Genomic DNA, 16,810 nt, shown 5'->3' with positions numbered 1-16,810 from the left:
GGGCCTGGGAGCATCGGGGCGCGGCGCGAGCCGCGCCCCGATTTCATGTCCGTCGGGTGGTCTGTCCCCGACAGCCCGATGCGGCCGTCACGACCGCTGGCCAGGTAGCCTTCGCCCCGTGATCGAGGGGACGCTGCGGTGACGACGCTGGACCGGGACGAGACTCACGCGCCGACACCGGCGCCCGGCCCGGCTGCCGCCGGGCGGCCGCTGCCGCTGCGGGTGGCCGCGCCGATGGCCGTGGCCGCCGGGCTGGCCCTGCTTGTGGCGTTCCCGCCGTACGGGGTGTGGCCGCTCGCGCCGGTGGGCGTGGCGTTGCTGGCCGCCGCCGCGCACCGGCGGCGGTTGCGCGCCGGCGCCGGACTGGGCTTCCTGACCGGTGTGGCGCTGTTCGCGCCGCTGCTGGAGTGGACGAACCTGCACACCGGCTACCTGCCGTGGGTGCTTCTGTCGCTGTTGCAGGCCGGCTACCTGGCGCTGCTGGGCATGGCCACGGCCTGGGTGTCGCCGCTGGCCGACCGCAGCCGGTGGGCGTGGCCGGCGCTGACCGGCCTGCTCTGGGTGGGCCAGGAGGCGCTGCGCGACCGCACCCCGTTCGGCGGGTTCCCGTGGGGGCGGCTGGCGTTCAGCCAGGACACGTCGCCGCTGCTGCGCGTCGCCTCGCTGGGCGGCGCCCCGCTTGTCACCTTCGCGGTTGCCCTGCTCGGCGGGCTGCTCGTCACGGCCGTCTGGCGGGGCGTGGTGGCCCGCCGCGACGCCCGGGCCGAATGGTGGCTGGCGGCTGCCGCACCGGCCGCCGTGGCCGTGGGGGTGGGCGCGGCGAGCCTGCTGGTTCCCGTCGCCACCGCCGGGTCGGGCGACACGGTCACCGTGGCGATCGTGCAGGGCAACGTGCCGCGCCTCGGCCTGGACTTCAACGCCCAACGGCAGGCCGTGCTCAACAACCACGTCGACGCCACCATCGAGCTGGCCGCGCGGGTCACCGCCGGGCAGCAGCGCCGCCCCGACCTGGTGGTGTGGCCGGAGAACTCCAGCGACATCGACCCGCTGCGCAACCCCACCGCCGGGGCGCGCATCTCGCAGGCCGCCGACGCCATCGCCGCGCCGATCCTCGTCGGCGCGGTCCTGCAGGGCCCCGACGCCGGCGAGGTCCGCAACGTGGGCATCCTGTGGCGGCCCGGCGCCGGCCCCGACCTGGAGCAGCTGTACGCCAAACGTCACCCGGTGCCGTTCGCCGAGTACGTGCCGCTGCGCGACGTGGCCCGCATGGTCAGCGACAAGGTCGACCTGGTCCGGTCCGACTTCGTGGCCGGCAGCACCCCGGGCGTGGTACGCGCCGGCCCGGCGGTGCTCGGCGACGTGATCTGCTTCGAGGTCGCCTACGACGGGGTGGTCCGCGACACCGTCACCGGCGGCGCGCAGCTGCTCGTCGTGCAGACCAACAACGCGACGTTCGACGTGGCCGAGGCCCGCCAGCAGCTGGCCATGGTGCGGCTGCGGGCAGTGGAGCACGGCCGGCCGGCGTTGATGGCCTCCACGGTCGGAGTGTCCGGGTTCGTCGCCCCGGACGGGCGGGTAAGCGATGCCACCGGGTTCAACACCCGGGAGGTCGTGGTGCGGCAGCTGCGGCTCGACGACGGCCGTACCCTCGCCACCCGCCTCGGCTGGTGGCCGGAGGTGGCGCTCGCCGGGCTGGCCGCGGCGGCCCTGGTCGGTGCGGCGGTGCTGCGCCGGCGGCAGCGGATCATGCCCGGATAGCAGCAGCCGGTACGCCGGCGGAAGCGGAGGAACCGTGATCCAGGCGACCGATACGATCAGGCGGCCGGACGAGGTGCCCGGCGTCGGTCGGGTGCTTGTGGTGATCCCCACCTACAACGAGGCCGACAACGTCGCCGCGATCGTGGGACGGGTCCGCCGGGCCGCCCCGGCCGTGCAGATCCTCATCGCCGACGACAACAGCCCCGACGGCACCGGCGCGATCGCCGACGACCTCGCCGCCGGTGACGCGCACGTGCAGGTGCTGCACCGCGAGGGCAAGCAGGGCCTCGGCGCGGCGTACCTGGCCGGGTTCGGGTGGGCGCGCGAGCGTGGCTACGACGCGGTCGTGGAGATGGACGCCGACGGCTCACACGCCCCGGAGGACCTGCCGGCGCTGCTGACGGCGGCCCGCGACGCCGACGTGGTGATCGGGTCGCGGTGGACCAGCGGCGCGCGGGTGGTGAACTGGCCGCTGCGGCGGCTGCTGCTGTCGCGCTGCGGCAACCTGTACGCGCGCCTCGCCCTGGGCATGCCGGTGTCCGACGCGACAGGCGGTTACCGGGTGTACCGGATCAGCGCGTTGGACGCCATCGACCTGGCGTCGGTGTGCTCGCAGGGCTACTCGTTCCAGGTGGAGCTGTCCCGGCTGGCGCACCGCGCCGGTGTGCGGATCGTGGAGGTGCCGATCACGTTCGCCGAACGCGAGCGGGGGGACAGCAAGATGAGCCCCCGCATCGTGGCCGAGGCGCTGTGGCGGATCACCACCTGGGGGGTGCAGGACCGGCGTCAGGCGGTACGCCGTGGCCTCAACGGCACCCCCACCGGTCAGGTGCGGTGGCCGTGAGCGGGGCCGTGTCATGCTGGAAGGACGGTGCGTGTCGGCGTACCGGGGATTGGCGATGAGGTGAGATGCGCCGAGGACTGAGGTTCGTGCCGATTGCCCTGCTGCTGTCGGTGGTGGTGGAGCTGGCGGTGTTCGTCCTGGTGGGGCGGGCCGTCGGGTTCGGCGCGGCGGTGCTGCTGGTGTTCGCGGCGTCGCTGCTGGGGCTGGTGCTGCTGCGCCGCGAGGGCATGCGCGCCTGGCGCGGGTTCCGCACCGCGGCGCAGGCGGGTCAGCCGCCGGGACGGCAGGTGACCGACGGGCTCGTCGGTCTGGCCGGCGCGTTGCTGCTGGCGGTGCCCGGTCTGGTCAGCGGGCTGGTCGGGCTGCTGCTGCTGGTGCCGCCACTGCGACGGCTGGCCCGTTCCGGGGTGCAACGCACCGCCGAGCGGCGGGTGTCGTCGATGGTCGCCGGTGACCTGTTCGGGCCGCGTACGGTGCGGGTGCGTCAGGGCGCGCCGCAGCCGACGCCGCAGCCGGAGCAGCCGGTGGTCGTCGACGGGGGCCGGGCCATCGAGGGGGAGATCATCGAGCCCGGGCGCCACTGAACCGCACGCACACACGACGGCGCCCCCGGGGAGAACCCCGGGGGCGCCGTGTCGTTCGGTGTGCGGCTCAGGCGCGGCCGCGGCGGGTACGAACCTCCTGGAGCCGTTCGGCGAGGATGTCCTCGAGCTCGGCGATCGAGCGCCGCTCCAGCAGCATGTCCCAGTGGGTACGCGGCGGCTTGGCCTTCTTCTGCTCCGGCTCGTTGCCGTCGACGAGTCGGGCGACGCTGCCGTCGAACTTGCATTCCCAGGTCGTCGGGACCTCGGCGTCGACGGCGAACGGCACCTCGAACTGGTGGCCCTTGGCACAGAGGTACTCGCGGGTCTGACGCGGCGCGAGCTCCGTGTTGCGGTCGGATTCGTAGCTGACCGCGCCCAGGCGGCTTCCGCGCAGCATACGCTCGCCCATGATCGACTTCCCCTCGTTCGTGGTGCTGGTCTTCTGGGTGTAACGGTGCGTTCCCGTCGCGCCATTCCCGCCGCAGGGCGTGAGGCGTCCACGGGTGGGCCGCGACCAAGGGTAGCCGGCCGGGGCGGCCACCCGGGCAGGTGATCCCCGGGCGGGTCGCGATGGTGGAGTGTTTCGGCTGCCACCGGGGATGTTAACCGCCCGAGCGCACAGGAGGTTGCGATGACCCAGGACGTCCCGGTCGAGCGCCGAGCGGCCAGCGAGCGGACGTTCTTCGGGCATCCCCGGGCCCTGGCGACGCTCTTTCTCACCGAGATGTGGGAGCGGTTCAGCTTCTACGGGATGCGGGCCATCCTCGTGCTGTATCTCACCGCCGAGGTCGCCGACGACGGGTTGGGTCTGGGCGACGCCAGCGCCAACGCGGTCTACGGCACGTACAACGCGATGGTGTACCTGTTGGCGCTGCCCGGCGGGTGGGTCGCCGACCGGTTGATCGGCGCCCGGCGCAGCGTGCTGTGGGGCGGGGTGGTGATCGCCGCCGGGCACTACGTGATGGCGGTGCCGGTGCGCTGGAGCGTGTTCGCCGGGATGGCGCTCATCGTGTTGGGCACCGGCCTGCTCAAACCGAACATCTCCACCATGGTGGGCAGCCTGTACGACAGGGACTCCCCACGCCGCGACGCCGGCTTCTCGATCTTCTACATGGGCATCAACCTGGGCGCGTTCGTCGCCCCGCTGATCACCGGCTACCTCGGCGAGAAGATTAACTGGCATCTGGGGTTCGCGGTGGCGGCCGTCGGCATGACCTTCGGCGTGATCCAGTACGTGCTAGGCCGGCGCAACCTGGGCGACGCCGGTGACCGGCCGGCCGATCCGCTGCTCGGTGCCGACCGCCGCCGGGCGCTGACCCGCGCCGGGCTGGCCGTGGTGGCGCTCGTCGTGCTCGTCGCCGTCCTCGCGCTTGTCGGGCTGTTCACCGTGAACACGGTGGTGAACCTGCTCACCGGGGTCACCGTGCTCGTCGCCGTCGGCTACTTCGCCCGGATCATGACCGACCGGGAGCTCAGCGCCACCGAACGGTCCCGGATGAAGGCGTACCTGTGGCTGTTCGTCTTCGCCGCCGCGTTCTGGCTGATCTACGACCAGGCCGGGTCGGTGTTGAACATCTTCGCCGCCGACCGCACCGACCGCAACGTCGGCGGCTTCACCTTCCCCGCGTCGTGGTTGCAGTCGGTCAACCCGATCCTGATCATCATCGGCGCGCCGCTGTTCGCGCTGCTGTGGCTGCGCGTCGGCAACCGGGTGTCCACGCCCGTGAAGTTCTCCGTCGGTCTGGTGCTCAACGGCCTGTCGTTCGTGCTGATGGCCGCCGCCGCGCAGGCCGCCGTCGGCGGTGAGCGGGTGTCACCGTGGTGGCTGGTCGCCGTGTACGCCATCCAGGTCGCCGGTGAGCTGTCGCTGAGCCCGGTCGGGTTGTCCGCCACCACCAAGCTCGCGCCTGTGAAGTACGCCAGCCAGATGCTCGGGCTGTGGTTCCTGGCCACCGCCGTCGGCGACGCGATAGGTGGCCAGGTGGCCCGCCTCGCCGAGACCTGGTCCGAGTCGACCTACTTCCTCACCTTCGGGCTGGCGTCGGTGGCGTTCGGGGTGGGCGCGGTGATGTTCGCCCGACACATCCGCGCGCTGATGGCGGGCATCCACTGAACCCGCGCAGGCTCAGCCGGCCGCGTCCCGGGGGGCGGCGGCGCCGAGGCGGGACAGCGCCAGCGCCAGGTCGCTGACCTGGTCGCCGAGCTGCGCCACCCGCCGCTGGGCCACGTCCCGGTCGGTCTCGGCGGCGTCCAGTCGTACCGTCAGGGTGGTGACCCGGCCCTCGGCGGTGGCCGCGGCGTCGCGGGCGGCGGCGAGGTCGGCGGCGAGGGTGTCGCGGTGCGCGGCGGTGGCGGCCAGTTCCGCGCGTAGCCGCACGGCCAGTTCGGTGGCCTCCTGCCTGGCGTGTTCGGCCTGTTCGGCGGCGACCAGCGCGCGGTCGCGGGCCCGGTCGGCCTGCTCGCGCGCCCGGGCCGCGTCGGCGGCCTCGGTGCGGGTCCGCGCGGCGTCGGCGCGGGCCTGGTCGATCTGGCGGCGCACGTCCTGCACCTCGGCCTGCCACCGTTCTGCCCGCTCGGTGGCCTCGGCGGCTTCCCGGATGGCCCGCTCGGCGTCGGCGCGCGCCGCGTCGCGTTGCACTGTCAGGTCGGCGGCCCGCTGCCGCTCGGCGTCGTGTGCGGCGCGCAGGCCGTCCCGGTCGCGGCGCGCCTGGTCGCGATCCTGTTCGGCCTGCGCGCGCAGCGCCTGGGCCGCGCTGGCGTCGCGGCGGGCCTCGTCGCGGGCCGCCTCGGCGCGGTGGGCCCGCTCGTCAGCGTCGGCGGCCCGCCGCGCGGCCTGCTCGGCGTCGCGGCGGGCGTCGTCGGCCTCGGCGCGGGCGAGCCGGGCCTGCTCCCGCGCCCGGGCCGCGTCGGCGGCCGCGGTCTCGGCGTCGTCGCGGGCCTCGTCCCGTTCGGTCTGCGCCGCCGCGATCTCGGCGGCGGCCTCGGCGTGGGCCTGGGCGAGCTGGCGCTGCACCCCCACCGGGGACAGCTCAGCGTGCAGCGCCTCGGTGAGCGTCTCGACGATCTGGTCGAGCCGGTCCACCGCCTCCCACGTGCGGGCCACCTGCCCGGGCAGGCCGGGGGCGTTGCGGTGGCGCATGCGGCTGTTGCGCGACGCGCGTTGGCAGGCGCCGTCGTTGTCCCGGCAGTAGCGAAACGGTCGACCCGCGCCGACACGCTGCGGCACCGGCCGTCCACAGTGGGCACACGGACGGGTCTCGGCGGGGGTGAGCTGCGCGTCCATCGAGGGCGAAGTCTAGTGCCGGCCGCTCAGCTCGTCGCCCGGGCCGTCGCGTCCAGGGTGTAGCGGCGTTGCAGCAGCACCGCGGCGAGCATCGCCACCGCCGGCAGCAGCCCGAAGCCGTAGCGGACCGCCGCGAGCGCCGCGTCGGGCTGCACCGGCGACTCACCTGCCGTCGACGCCACGAAGCCACCGACGGTCAGGCACAGGGCGTACGCGTAGGGGCCCAGCGCCGCCCCGGTGGCCTCGGTGGCCGTCCACACCCCGGTGTAGGTGCCCGCGCCCGTGCCGCCGGCGCTGGCAGCGCGGATCACGTCGGGCAGCATCGAGAACGGCAGCAGCTGCATGCCGGCGAACGCCACCCCGAGCACCGCCACCGCCCCGATGAGCAGCGGCAGTCCGGCCGGGCGGCCCACCGCCAGCACCAACGAGCCGAGCGCGAACGCCCCCTGCGCGCCCAGCAGCGCCCGCTGCTTGCCGACCCGGCGGGCCAGGACCAGCCAACCGGGTGTGACAAGCAGCGCCGGAGCGACGAACGCGGCCACCAGCACCGTGGTCAGTCCGGGCGCGCGCAGCTCGTACTCGGCGTAGTAGGGCACCCCGGCCAGCACCAGGTGGGTGGTGGTGGACATGGCCAGGTACGCGGCGACGAGCCAGCGGAACTGCCGGTCACGCAGCGCCGTGCGCAGCGCCCGCCACCCGCCGTGCCCCGCCGGGGTCGGGTCGGCCGCCGAACCGCGCAGCCGGGCGATGCCGGCGACCCCGACAAGCATGGCCACCAGCATGCCCACCGCGAGGACCAGCCCCATCCGCTGGTAGCCGGCGCGGGTCGCCGCGTCGCCGCCGGTGAGCAGCGGGGCCAGCAGCCCGGAGAGCAGGATGCCCAGGGTCAGCACGACCATCCGGAACGCCATCAGCCTGGTGCGTTCGTGGTAGCCGATCCGCAGGTCGGCCGGGGTCGACAGGTAGGGGACCTGGTAGGCAGCGAACAGCAGGTTGCCGGCCATGAAGACGACAGCCACCCACGCGGCGGCCGAGGCGCCGGTCAGGCCGCCGGGCACCGCGAACAGCGCGGCGAACGCGACAGGCAGCGCGCAGCCGAGCAGCAGCAGCCGCCGCCGGTCACCCCGGCGGGCCTGCTCGACGTCCGCGCGGTGCCCGACCCACGGGTGCAGCACCACGTCGGCGATCTTCGGCAGCAGCAGCGCGAGGCCGGCCAGCCACGGCCCGACGGCGAGCACGTCGGTGAGGAAGTAGAGCAGCAGCAGGCCGGGCACCGTCACCCAGACGCCCATGCCGAGCGAGCCGGCCGCGAAACCCGCCAGAGGGCCACGGGGCAGCGTCGTGTCCGTGGCGGCCACGGGCCGCCTGTCGAGCCCGGTCATCGCCGCATCCTCTCCCAATCCAACAGTTGCTGGATTCTAGGGGCACAATGGCGGCCATGACCATGCCCCGCCGCCGACCGGGTCGTCCCCGGCGCGACGAGACCCGACCGACGCGCGAGGTGGTGCTCAACTCGGCCACCGCGCTGTTCGCCGAACGCGGCTTCGACGCCGTCGGGCTGCGGGAGGTCGCCGCCGCCGCCGGGGTCGACGTGGCCACTGTCGCCCACCACACGGGTACGAAGGCAGCGCTCTACGACGCCTGCTTCGCGCGCGTCTTCACCGCCGAGCAACAGGTGCTGACCGAGGCCGCCGAGCAGGCCCGTTCGGCGCTGCGGGCCGGCCCGGACGCGGCGCGGCGGGCGTTGCACGATCTGGTCGACGTGTTCGTCGACTTCCTGGAGGACCGTCCGGAGACCACAGCGCTGTGGCTGCGCCGCTGGCTGGAGCCACAGCGGCACGCCGAGCTGGACGAGCGTTACGCCGAACCCCTGTACCGGTTGGTGGCGGAGCTGCTCACCGCCGCGGCGTCGGCCGGCGCGCTGGCCGAGCCGACCCCGCACGTCACCGTCCGCAGCCTGGTCTGGGCGACGCACGGGCACGTGGTGGCGCTTGCCGCCGGCGCGCCGGGCGCCCGGGAGCGGCGCGAGTTCCGTGCGTTCGTGCACCGGCTCCTGGACGGGCTGTACGGGCCGCCAACCCCTTGACGGGCCGTCCACGTCCGACGATTATCCATCGGACGTTGGATTAAGTGGGGGGCAGTGATGCAGGCACCACCCAGGGTGGCGGTGATCGGCGCCGGCGCGGCGGGACTCGCCGCCGTCAAGGCGCTGCGCGACGCGGCCGTACCGACCGTGTGTTTCGAGTCCGCCGACCAGGTCGGTGGACTGTGGGTGTACGGGGCGCCCGACTCGCCCGCGTACCGCACCCTGCACCTGAACACCAGCCGGGGCCGCACCGAGTTCGCCGACCACCCGATGCCCACCGACTGGCCCCACTACCCCGACCACCGCCGCGTCGCCGGCTACCTGGCCGACTACGCCGACCGCTTCGGCCTGCGCGACAGCATCCGCCTGCGGCACACGGTCGAGCGCGTCACACGCGATTCCGCCGGCCGGTGGACGGTGCGCGCGAGCGGACCCGACGGGCCGGTCGAGGTCACCGTCGACGCCGTCGTCGTCGCCAACGGCCACAACCGGGTGCCCCGGCTGCCCGAGCCGCCGTACGCCGGCACGTGCACCGCCGAGCAGCTGCACAGCCACGACTACCGGGGCCCCGAACAGTTGGCCGGCAAGCGCGTCCTGGTCGTCGGGGGTGGCAACTCGGCGATGGACATCGCCGTCGACGCCTCGTACGCCGCCGAGCGCACCCTGCTGTCGCTGCGCCGGGGCGTCTGGGTGGTGCCGAAGTACCTGCTGGGCCGCCCGTCGGACACCCTCAACGGGGCGCTGGCCCGCCGGCTGCCGTGGCGGCTGCGTCAACGGATCACCCAGACGATGCTCACCGCCACCGTGGGCAGCCCCGCCCGATACGGGCTGCCGGCGCCCACGCACGGCTTCCTGCAGGACCATCCGACGCTCTCCGACGGGCTGCTGTCCCGGCTCACCCACGGCGACGTCGAGCCGCGGCCCGGCGTCGCGGCCCTCGACGGCGACCGGGTCGAGTTCACCGACGGCCGCAGCGACACCGTCGACCTGATCGTCTGGTGCACCGGCTACCGGGTGGAGATCCCGTTCCTCGACCCGGAACTGCTCGGCGGCGGCGCGGACACCCTGCCGCTGTACCGGCACGTGTTCCACCCCGACGCGCCCGGCCTGACGTTCGTCGGGTTGATGCAGTCCACCGGCTCCGCGTTCCCCCTGGTGGAGGCGCAGGCCAAGCTTGTCGCCGCGCAGCTCGCCGGCCAGTACGCGCTGCCCGAGCCGGAACGCCAACGCGCCGCCTGCCGGGCGGAGCTGAGGGCCGCGACGGCCCGGTGGGGTCAGCGCCGACCGGCGATGCGTGTGGACTTCGACGCCTACCTGGCCGAGCTGACCCGGGAACTGGCCTCCGGCGCCCGCCGCGTCCGCGCCGTCGTCCCGGCCGGGGCGCAGCGGTGACGGGCCTGACCGGCCGGCGGGTGCTTGTCACCGGGGCCAGCGGCACGTTCGGCCGGCACCTGGGCACCGCGCTGCGCGCCGCCGGTGCCCGGGTGGTCGGGCTCGACCTGCACCCGCGCCCCGACGACGAGCTGCCGGTGCTCGGCTGCGACCTCACCGACCCGGCCGCCGTACCGGAGGCGGTGCACGCCGCGGTCGAACGGCTCGGCGGGCTGGACCTGCTGGTCAACAACGCCGGGGTCGGTGGCCCCGCCCCGGCCGAGCTGCCGCCCGACGAGGTGGTACGCCAGCAGTTGGAGGTCAACCTGCTCGCCGCGTGGCGGACCACCGCCGCCGCGCTGCCCCCGCTGGTAGACGCCCGCGGTCGGGTGATCTTCGTGGCCAGCCGGATGGCGGTGCTGCCGCTGCCCCTGGCCGCCGCGTACGGAGTCAGCAAGCGGGCCCTTGTCGCGTACGCCGACGCGCTGCGCCACGAGGTGGGCACCCACGTCGGGGTGAGCGTCGTCTACCCGAGCATGGTGGCGTCACCGATCCACGACAGCACCGCCGAGGCCGGCCTGTCCCTGCGCGGGGTGTCCCGCCCCGAGCCCGTCGAAGGTGTCGTGGCGGCGATCCTGCGGGCCGCCGCCGCTCGCCGGGCGCCCCGGGACGTGGCGACGACCCGGCGTGGACGTCTGGAGATGGCGGTGGCCCGGCACGCGCCGGCGCTGGCCGACCGGATGGTGCGCCGTACGCTCGCCGCCCGGCTCGCCGCCGGTGACCTGGATGCCGCGCCGCTGGCCGCCGGGATGCTGCGCCGCCACCGGGAGCGGTGACCCGCCGGGTCAGGGGGTGGCGACCGCGGCGCGGGAACGGTCGGCGGCGATGCGCACGGCCAGCGCCGCGAGGGCCGTGCCGGTGACCCACCGCTGCACGCGCAGCCACACCGGCCGGCGGGCGAAGAACCCGGCAAGGGTGCCGGCGCTGAGCACGATGAGCGCGTTGACGCTCAGCGCGACGGTGATCTGGGTCAGGCCCAGCAGCAGGCTCTGCGCCGCCACGTGCCCGCGCGTCGGGTCGACGAACTGCGGCAGCAGCGACACGTACAGGATGGCGATCTTCGGGTTGAGCAGGTTGGTGACCAGGCCCATGGTGAACAGCCGCCGCGGCGGATCCGGCGGCAGCGGCGCGGGCGTGAAGGGAGACCTGCCGCCCGGGCGTACCGTGCGCCAGGCCAGCCACAGCAGGTAGCCGGCCCCGGCCAGCTTCACCACCGCGTACAGCGTCGGCACCAGGACGAACACGGCGGCCAGGCCGGCGACCGCCGTCGTCAGGTAGACGCCGAACCCGGCGGCCACCCCGAGCAGCGAGATCAGCCCGGCCCGGCGGCCCTGCGCCACCGACCGGGACACCAGGTAGACCATGTTCGGGCCCGGTGTGAGCACCAGCCCCAACGCCACCAGCGCGATGCCTAGCAGCGCACCCGAACCGACCATGACGATTCCCCGTTTCCCCAGCCGTCCAGACCGACCGTAAGCCCGGGGTGGCGGCGTTGTCCCAGGCCACCTGCCAGGCGGTGGCCTCGGATCCGGTCAGCGGGGCGCAAACCGTCTCGGCGGGAATGGTCCGGCCCCCGGCCGCGCTGATCACATGCGTGTCGGCCGGTCGGCGGCGGCGCGTTACGGTGACCAGGGGAGGTGCGCAGGGTGACCGAGGCATGGGACGCGGCCGTCGAGGCGCAGATCCGGGGAGCCGTGCAACGCGGCGAGTTCGACAACCTGCCCGGCATGGGCAAGCCGATCCCCGGGCGCGGAATGCCGTACGACGAGTCGTGGTGGATCAAGAGCTTCCTGGAGCGCGAGAAGCTGCCGAGCGACCTGCTGCTGCCCACGCCGCTGCAACTGCGCCGGCGGGTCGAGCAGGTCCCCGACGAGGTCCGCGACCTGCCCACCGAACAGTCTGTCCGGGACTTCGTGGGCCAGCTCAACGCGCAGATCGTGGCGTGGCTGCGCAACCCCGAGGGTCCGCGCGTGGCGGTGCGGCTGGTGAACGTCGACGAGGTGGTCCACCGCTGGCGCGCCGAGCGCGCCCGGCCCGAGATCACGACGCCCGCCGTCGAGCCGGTGACGACCGCCGTCGCTTCGCCGCGCCGGACGCGCCGGAGCTGGTGGCTGCGCTGGTGGCGCCGGGGCTGAGCCGCGACCGGCGGGGCACCCGGATCGGGGCTCGCGGCGGCAGACTGTGCGGATGCTGATCGAGCTACGGGCGCCTGCGGTCTCCCCGGCGCGGGAACTCGCCCTGCGCCCCTGGTGCGCCGGCGACCTGAACGCCCTCGTGGACGCGTACCGGGATCCGGTGTTGCGGCGGTGGACCCGCCTACCCGTGAGTAACGCCGCCGAGGGGCGGCGGTGGTTGGACCGGGCGCGACGGGACTGGGACGACGGCCGCCGGTACAGCTTCGCCGTCCTCGAGGACGACCCGGACGGCCCACAACTCGTGGCGAACGTGGTGCTCAAGAACCCCACGCCGGGCGGACCGACGGCCGAGGTGGGGTACTGGACAGCGGCGTGGGCGCGCGGTCGCGCAATCGCTCCCCGCGCGGTCGTCGCGCTGAGCGGGTGGGCGTTCGACAGGTTTCCCGGCCTGACCCGCCTCGACCTGCTGCACCAGGTCGACAACGTGGCGTCCTGCCGGGTGGCGCAGAAGAGCGGTTACGCGTTCCGCGAGGTGCTGCCGGTCCAGCCGCCGTTTCCGCTCGACGGTCACCGGCACTCGCTCGACGCGCCCTAGTCCACGGCGGCCCGCCAGCTCCAGGAGGTGCGGCGCGTGCGTCCCGGCAGCTCACCGCGACCGGTCATCCACAGCAGCACGTCGGGGGCGGCGCCCGTCGGGGCGTCCGGGAAGAGTCGCCGCAACACAAGCGTGCTCAGCTCCGGGGGCGGCTGCCACGGCACACCGAGGCCGACTGTGACGTCGTGCGTGTGCAGCAGCGTCTCGGCCACCCCCATGGCCGCGAAACCCGCCGGGTCGCACGGCCCGAAGTGCCAGGCCCGCGCGTCCGGAGGGGCCGCATCGACGGCGGTGGCGAGCAGCCCGGCGCAGGCGCGCGCCACGGTGAGCACCTGCGCCGGGCGCGCGGTGGGGGAGACCCGCAGGTCGTACGGGAGGTAGCCGTCGTCCGCACTCGCGGCGACCTGACCGGCGTACGCGAGCAGGTCGTGCGCGACGTGGGCCGCGGTGGTCCAGCAACTCCAGGTCAGCGTGCCGGCCGGCACCGACCAGTCGCGCTCGTGGTGCGGGTACAGCACCCGGATCATCTCGTCGGCCGCCGCTCGTACGTCGGCACCGGTCACCGCTGGCATCCGTCGACCCTGGCAGGCGTCTTTCGGGGGTGCAACCGCGATTGTCAGCCGGGATGCGAGTCGAGACGGTCGGTCGAACCCGCCGCCAGCGCCTCGTCGACGTGCTGGATGCCCGCGCGGATCAACTCCCCGTACGGGTCGTCGGGCAGGTGCCCGACGAGACTCGACGCGGTGGCCAGGTGGGCCCTCGCCCGGGTCGGATCGCCGAGGCGGCGGTGCACGTCGGCCAGGTTCAGGTGCAGCGACGGCAGGAAGCCGCGTACCTGGAGCGTGCCGTGGTGACGCTGGGCGCGGTCGTCGGTGAGGTCGGTGGCGGCGGCGAGCGCGCGTTCGTCCCACGCCAGTTCGGCGTCGGCGGTGTCCTGGAGGTCGGCCAGGTAGTGAGCGAGGGTGCAGCGGTGCAGGGGGTCCCCGGTCGGGCCGATCTCGTTCCAGAGGGCGGTGAGCAGGTCGCGGGCCTCGGCCGGTGCTCCGGACCGTCCGAGCTGCACGGCCTCGCCGATGCGGGTCATGGTCGGATCCGGTGTCGGTTGGTCGGACATGCAACAGATGCTCGGCCCTCGACCGGGTCGAGGGTCAAGCCGCCCGGCGGGTGTGGGCCGCTGAGGTCCAGCCCTGCTGGCGCAGTCGTTCGATGCCGTCCAGCAGCAGGTCCAACGCGAACTCGAACTCGAACTGGTCGTCACAGCCCGACCCGACCACCGAACCGTCGTCGTGTGCCGCCGCCGCCGCGATCTCCGCGAGGTGCGGGAAGCGGGCCGCGATCTCCGGTGGCATGGCCGCCGGCGGATCGGCCTCGACGGCCCCGGTCTGGCCGGCGCGGCGGGACGCGTCGAACAACTCCTGGCTGAAGCCCAGGATGCGGCTGCCCATCGCGTGCATCACGTGGTGGGCGAGGTCGGTGGAGAACCCTCCGGCCCGCAGTGTGGCGACCACCGAGTCGAGGTAGGACAGGACCGCGACCGTGGCCATGTTCCGCGACTCGATCGCCAGTGGCGCCCACGGGTGGCGGATCAGCATCTGCCGTGCCGAGAGGATCCGCAGGCGCACGGACCGCTTCCAGTCGACGTCGTCGCGGGGCGGGTCGATCTCGCCGACGACCACGTCGATCATGCCGTCGAGCAATTCGTCCTTGTTGGCCACGTGCTTGTAGAGGGCCATCGGCACGACGCCCAGATCCTGGGCGAGGTTGCGCATGCTCAGCGCCTGGATGCCGGACGCGTCGGCGAGCGCGACGGCGGCCAGCAGGATGCGCTCCCTGGTCAACGGCGTCCGGTGCAGCGTGTCAGCCATCGTGGTCCTCGTCTTCCGGTGGCGGTAGAAACCATAACCGCCTTGACAGGTGTACGCCGTACACCTACCGTCATTCTCAAGGTGTACGGCGTACACCGCGAGGGGAGGGGACATGAAGGCCATCGTCCAGGACCGGTACGGCCCACCGGAGACACTCACACTCGCCGACGTGGACGTACCGACGCCCGCCGCCGATGAGGTCCTCGTGCGGGTGCAGGCCGCCGCGCTCAACGCGTACGACTGGCATGCCATGCGGGGTGACCCCCGACTGGCGCGACTGACGATGGGCCGCTCGGCGCCCCGGGCCCGCATCCGGGGCCGCGACTTCGCCGGCCGCGTCGAGGCCGTCGGTCCCCGGGTGCGCCGCCTGCGCCCGGGCGACGCGGTCTTCGGCGACCTGGGCGACGCCAACGGCGCGTTCGCCGAGTACGTGTGCCTGCCCGAGGAGCTGGCCGCGACCCGGCCGGCTAACCTGACCGCCCACCAGGCGTCCGCCCTGCCGCTGGCCGGAGTCACCGCGCTCATGGGACTGCGCGACGTCGGGCGTGTCGAACCCGGGCACCACGTGCTCATCAACGGCGCCTCCGGTGGTGTCGGCACCCTCGCGGTCCAACTGGCCAAACTGCTCGGCGCCACCGTGACCGCCGTGTGCAGCACCCGCAACGTCGAACTCGTCCGCTCGCTCGGCGCCGACCACGTGGTCGACTACACCAGGGACGACGTCACCCGTGGCACCGACCGCCACGACGTCGTCCTCGACCTGGTCGGCAACCGCACGCTCACCGCCCTTCGGCGGGTGCTGACCCCCACCGGGACGCTGGTCCTCTCCGGCGGAGGCACCTACCGCGGTGGCAGCCTCGTGGGCCCGGTCTGGCTGATCGCGCGGGGACAACTCGTGGCGCCGTTCCTGCGGCAGCGCGTCGTGACGCTCACCGCCACGCCGAGCCGCGCGCACCTGGAGGCCCTGGCCGCGTACGCCGAGGCGGGCGACCTCACCCCCGTGATCGACCGGGCCTACCCGCTGCACGAGGTCGCCGACGCCATCCGGTACCTCGAAGGCGAACACGCCCGCTCGAAGGTCGTCATCACCATCGGCCCGGAGTAGAGCAGCCGATGACCAGCGACGGCACGCTGCTGCGCATCAACGAGGGTGTGCAACTGCACCACCAGCAGGGCCGGTGCGACGCCGCCCGCGACCTCTTCGCGCAGATCTGGGACGACATCGGCGGCGAGCGGGGCGATCCCCTGCACGTCTGCGTCCTGGCCCACGCGATGGCCGACGTGCAGGACGACGTCCGCCAGGAACTGCTCTGGGACCAGCGGGCCCTGGCGGCGGCCCACGCGCTCACCGACGCCCGCGTCGCCGAGGCCGGGGTGCCCCTGTCGGTGGCCGGCCTGTACCCGTCGTTGCACCTCACCCTGGCCGAGTGCCACCGCAAGCTCGGTGACCTCGACACCGCCTGCGACCACCTCCAGCGCGCGACGGCGGGCGTCGGCGCGCTCGCCGACGACCCGTACGGACGACTGATCAGGAACGGCCTCGACGAGATGACGCGCCGGCTGGCTAGCCGGTGAGCGCCTGGACGCCGAGCGTGGTGATCAGATCGAGGCGCTCGGCGTCCTCGGGGTCGGGTTCGGCGGTGTAGACCATGATGCGCAGGTCGCTGCCGGCCACGGTGATGATGTCGCAGTCAAGGGTGACCGCGCCGACGTGCGGGTGGTCGATCGTCCTGCGGGCCGCCTTAACGTGTCATCGGAGCCAAACGACGTCGCCATGACTGGCTCCGCCTGGCGGCCGGGCGCTGTACGGGTCCGTTCAGGTGGCCGTCGGATCGTGGCTCACCCGGGCCGCGCGGAGTCGTCGCAGGTGCTGCTGCACGGCGTTCCGGCTGAGGCTCATGCACTTGACCTGGCTGTCGAGCCGGGCGAATTCGGCGGCGAACAAGGCGATCAGGTCGTCGTCTCCGTCGTCTGGCTCGTCCCCGTGCATCGGGTCTGGTTGTTTGTCGCGGATCAGCGGCAGGATCAGTCTGGTCGGCAGTCCTGATCTGACCAGGCTGCTCACCAGCGTCGCCCGGTCGATGTCCGACTCCTGGTAGTGCCGGTAGCCGCTCGGTGTGCGCTGCGGTGCCAGCAGCCCTCGCTCCTCGTAGTACCGCAGCATCCGGATCGGAATCTGGGTACGCCTGGACAGCTCGCCAATTCGCATGAACCGCTCCTTGACTCTCA

At 73.8% G+C, this 16,810-nt stretch carries 20 protein-coding genes; 11 read left to right on the top strand and 9 right to left on the bottom strand.

Annotated elements, in window-relative coordinates; genetic code table 11:
- The first annotated feature begins 138 nt into the window (after positions 1-138).
- The 3 genes from lnt to AB0N27_RS08575 all read left to right on the top strand — a co-directional run bounded on the left by lnt (position 139) and on the right by AB0N27_RS08575 (position 3,186).
- Positions 139-1,758, top strand: coding sequence for an apolipoprotein N-acyltransferase (gene lnt, locus AB0N27_RS08585; protein WP_364365195.1), 1,620 nt, complete (start codon positions 139-141; stop codon positions 1,756-1,758).
- A 34-nt stretch (positions 1,759-1,792) separates the two neighbouring features.
- On the top strand, positions 1,793-2,602 hold the full coding sequence (locus AB0N27_RS08580; protein WP_364365192.1) for a polyprenol monophosphomannose synthase: 810 nt from the start codon (positions 1,793-1,795) through the stop codon (positions 2,600-2,602).
- Positions 2,603-2,667: 65 nt separating this feature from the next.
- Complete coding sequence (locus AB0N27_RS08575; protein ID WP_357992170.1) at positions 2,668-3,186, top strand: FxsA family protein; 519 nt, start codon at positions 2,668-2,670, stop codon at positions 3,184-3,186.
- 67 nt (positions 3,187-3,253) lie between these two features.
- On the opposite strand, the gene AB0N27_RS08570 is transcribed toward AB0N27_RS08575, so the two are convergent.
- A complete protein-coding gene (locus AB0N27_RS08570; RefSeq protein ID WP_007460094.1) occupies positions 3,254-3,595 on the bottom strand; it encodes an RNA polymerase-binding protein RbpA in 342 nt (113 codons plus the stop codon).
- A 222-nt stretch (positions 3,596-3,817) separates the two neighbouring features.
- Between AB0N27_RS08570 and AB0N27_RS08565 the strand changes: the two genes are divergently transcribed.
- On the top strand, positions 3,818-5,299 hold the full coding sequence (locus tag AB0N27_RS08565; RefSeq protein ID WP_364365188.1) for a peptide MFS transporter: 1,482 nt from the start codon (positions 3,818-3,820) through the stop codon (positions 5,297-5,299).
- A gap of 12 nt (positions 5,300-5,311) precedes the next feature.
- On the opposite strand, the gene AB0N27_RS08560 is transcribed toward AB0N27_RS08565, so the two are convergent.
- Together AB0N27_RS08560 and AB0N27_RS08555 are read right to left on the bottom strand one after the other, a co-directional pair.
- Positions 5,312-6,469 carry a hypothetical protein gene (locus AB0N27_RS08560; RefSeq protein ID WP_364365185.1) on the bottom strand — a complete coding sequence of 386 codons (1,158 nt, stop codon included), beginning with the start codon at positions 6,467-6,469 and terminating at the stop codon, positions 5,312-5,314.
- Positions 6,470-6,495: 26 nt separating this feature from the next.
- The gene (locus tag AB0N27_RS08555; RefSeq protein WP_364365182.1) at positions 6,496-7,851 is read right to left on the bottom strand and encodes an MFS transporter; all 1,356 of its coding nucleotides are present in this window, start codon (positions 7,849-7,851) and stop codon (positions 6,496-6,498) included.
- A 62-nt stretch (positions 7,852-7,913) separates the two neighbouring features.
- On the opposite strand from AB0N27_RS08555, the gene AB0N27_RS08550 reads away from it, so the two are divergent.
- From AB0N27_RS08550 to AB0N27_RS08540, 3 genes are read left to right on the top strand one after another with little or no spacing between them, the layout of a single operon-like run.
- Positions 7,914-8,555, top strand: a complete 642-nt coding sequence (locus AB0N27_RS08550; RefSeq protein ID WP_364366151.1) for a TetR/AcrR family transcriptional regulator — start codon at positions 7,914-7,916, stop codon at positions 8,553-8,555.
- A gap of 57 nt (positions 8,556-8,612) precedes the next feature.
- Entirely contained in the window at positions 8,613-9,947 is a 1,335-nt protein-coding gene (locus AB0N27_RS08545) for an NAD(P)-binding domain-containing protein (RefSeq protein WP_364365179.1), read from the top strand.
- On the top strand, positions 9,944-10,762 hold the full coding sequence (locus tag AB0N27_RS08540; protein ID WP_364365176.1) for an SDR family NAD(P)-dependent oxidoreductase: 819 nt from the start codon (positions 9,944-9,946) through the stop codon (positions 10,760-10,762). Before AB0N27_RS08545 ends, AB0N27_RS08540 begins: the two co-directional genes overlap by 4 nt.
- 9 nt (positions 10,763-10,771) lie before the next feature.
- Here the strand turns inward: AB0N27_RS08540 and AB0N27_RS08535 are convergent, their stop codons facing one another.
- Positions 10,772-11,422 (bottom strand): LysE family translocator, encoded by a 651-nt coding sequence (locus AB0N27_RS08535; protein ID WP_364365173.1) that lies wholly within the window; start codon positions 11,420-11,422, stop codon positions 10,772-10,774.
- 210 nt (positions 11,423-11,632) lie between these two features.
- Here AB0N27_RS08535 and AB0N27_RS08530 point away from each other — a divergent pair, with 210 nt between their 5' ends.
- Together AB0N27_RS08530 and AB0N27_RS08525 are read left to right on the top strand one after the other, a co-directional pair.
- A complete protein-coding gene (locus AB0N27_RS08530; RefSeq protein ID WP_364365170.1) occupies positions 11,633-12,121 on the top strand; it encodes a DUF1992 domain-containing protein in 489 nt (162 codons plus the stop codon).
- A 52-nt stretch (positions 12,122-12,173) separates the two neighbouring features.
- The gene (locus AB0N27_RS08525) at positions 12,174-12,716 is read left to right on the top strand and encodes a GNAT family N-acetyltransferase (RefSeq protein ID WP_364365167.1); all 543 of its coding nucleotides are present in this window, start codon (positions 12,174-12,176) and stop codon (positions 12,714-12,716) included.
- Here AB0N27_RS08525 and AB0N27_RS08520 read toward each other — a convergent pair.
- Genes AB0N27_RS08520 through AB0N27_RS08510 form a run of 3 tightly spaced genes read right to left on the bottom strand, consistent with a single transcriptional unit; the run spans position 12,713 to position 14,581 of the window.
- A complete protein-coding gene (locus tag AB0N27_RS08520) occupies positions 12,713-13,288 on the bottom strand; it encodes a maleylpyruvate isomerase N-terminal domain-containing protein (RefSeq protein WP_364365164.1) in 576 nt (191 codons plus the stop codon). The two genes, AB0N27_RS08525 and AB0N27_RS08520, sit on opposite strands and share 4 nt — an antisense overlap.
- Before the next feature lie 44 nt (positions 13,289-13,332).
- Positions 13,333-13,830 (bottom strand): hypothetical protein, encoded by a 498-nt coding sequence (locus AB0N27_RS08515; RefSeq protein ID WP_364365161.1) that lies wholly within the window; start codon positions 13,828-13,830, stop codon positions 13,333-13,335.
- 34 nt (positions 13,831-13,864) lie between these two features.
- Positions 13,865-14,581 (bottom strand): TetR/AcrR family transcriptional regulator C-terminal domain-containing protein, encoded by a 717-nt coding sequence (locus AB0N27_RS08510; RefSeq protein ID WP_364365158.1) that lies wholly within the window; start codon positions 14,579-14,581, stop codon positions 13,865-13,867.
- 112 nt (positions 14,582-14,693) lie between these two features.
- On the opposite strand from AB0N27_RS08510, the gene AB0N27_RS08505 reads away from it, so the two are divergent.
- Both AB0N27_RS08505 and AB0N27_RS08500 read left to right on the top strand, forming a co-directional pair.
- Positions 14,694-15,686, top strand: coding sequence for an NAD(P)-dependent alcohol dehydrogenase (locus tag AB0N27_RS08505; RefSeq protein ID WP_364365155.1), 993 nt, complete (start codon positions 14,694-14,696; stop codon positions 15,684-15,686).
- Positions 15,687-15,694: 8 nt separating this feature from the next.
- The gene (locus AB0N27_RS08500) at positions 15,695-16,156 is read left to right on the top strand and encodes a hypothetical protein (RefSeq protein WP_364365152.1); all 462 of its coding nucleotides are present in this window, start codon (positions 15,695-15,697) and stop codon (positions 16,154-16,156) included.
- On the opposite strand, the gene AB0N27_RS08495 is transcribed toward AB0N27_RS08500, so the two are convergent.
- Both AB0N27_RS08495 and AB0N27_RS08490 read right to left on the bottom strand, forming a co-directional pair.
- Positions 16,146-16,307, bottom strand: a complete 162-nt coding sequence (locus AB0N27_RS08495; RefSeq protein ID WP_364366148.1) for a hypothetical protein — start codon at positions 16,305-16,307, stop codon at positions 16,146-16,148. The two genes, AB0N27_RS08500 and AB0N27_RS08495, sit on opposite strands and share 11 nt — an antisense overlap.
- Before the next feature lie 90 nt (positions 16,308-16,397).
- Positions 16,398-16,790 (bottom strand): MerR family transcriptional regulator, encoded by a 393-nt coding sequence (locus AB0N27_RS08490; protein ID WP_364365149.1) that lies wholly within the window; start codon positions 16,788-16,790, stop codon positions 16,398-16,400.
- Positions 16,791-16,810 lie beyond the last annotated feature (20 nt).

It is taken from the genome of Micromonospora sp. NPDC093244 (genome assembly GCF_040683695.1).
In the GTDB taxonomy this organism is placed as follows: domain Bacteria; phylum Actinomycetota; class Actinomycetes; order Mycobacteriales; family Micromonosporaceae; genus Micromonospora.
This window is presented reverse-complemented; position numbering and strand designations above follow the sequence as displayed.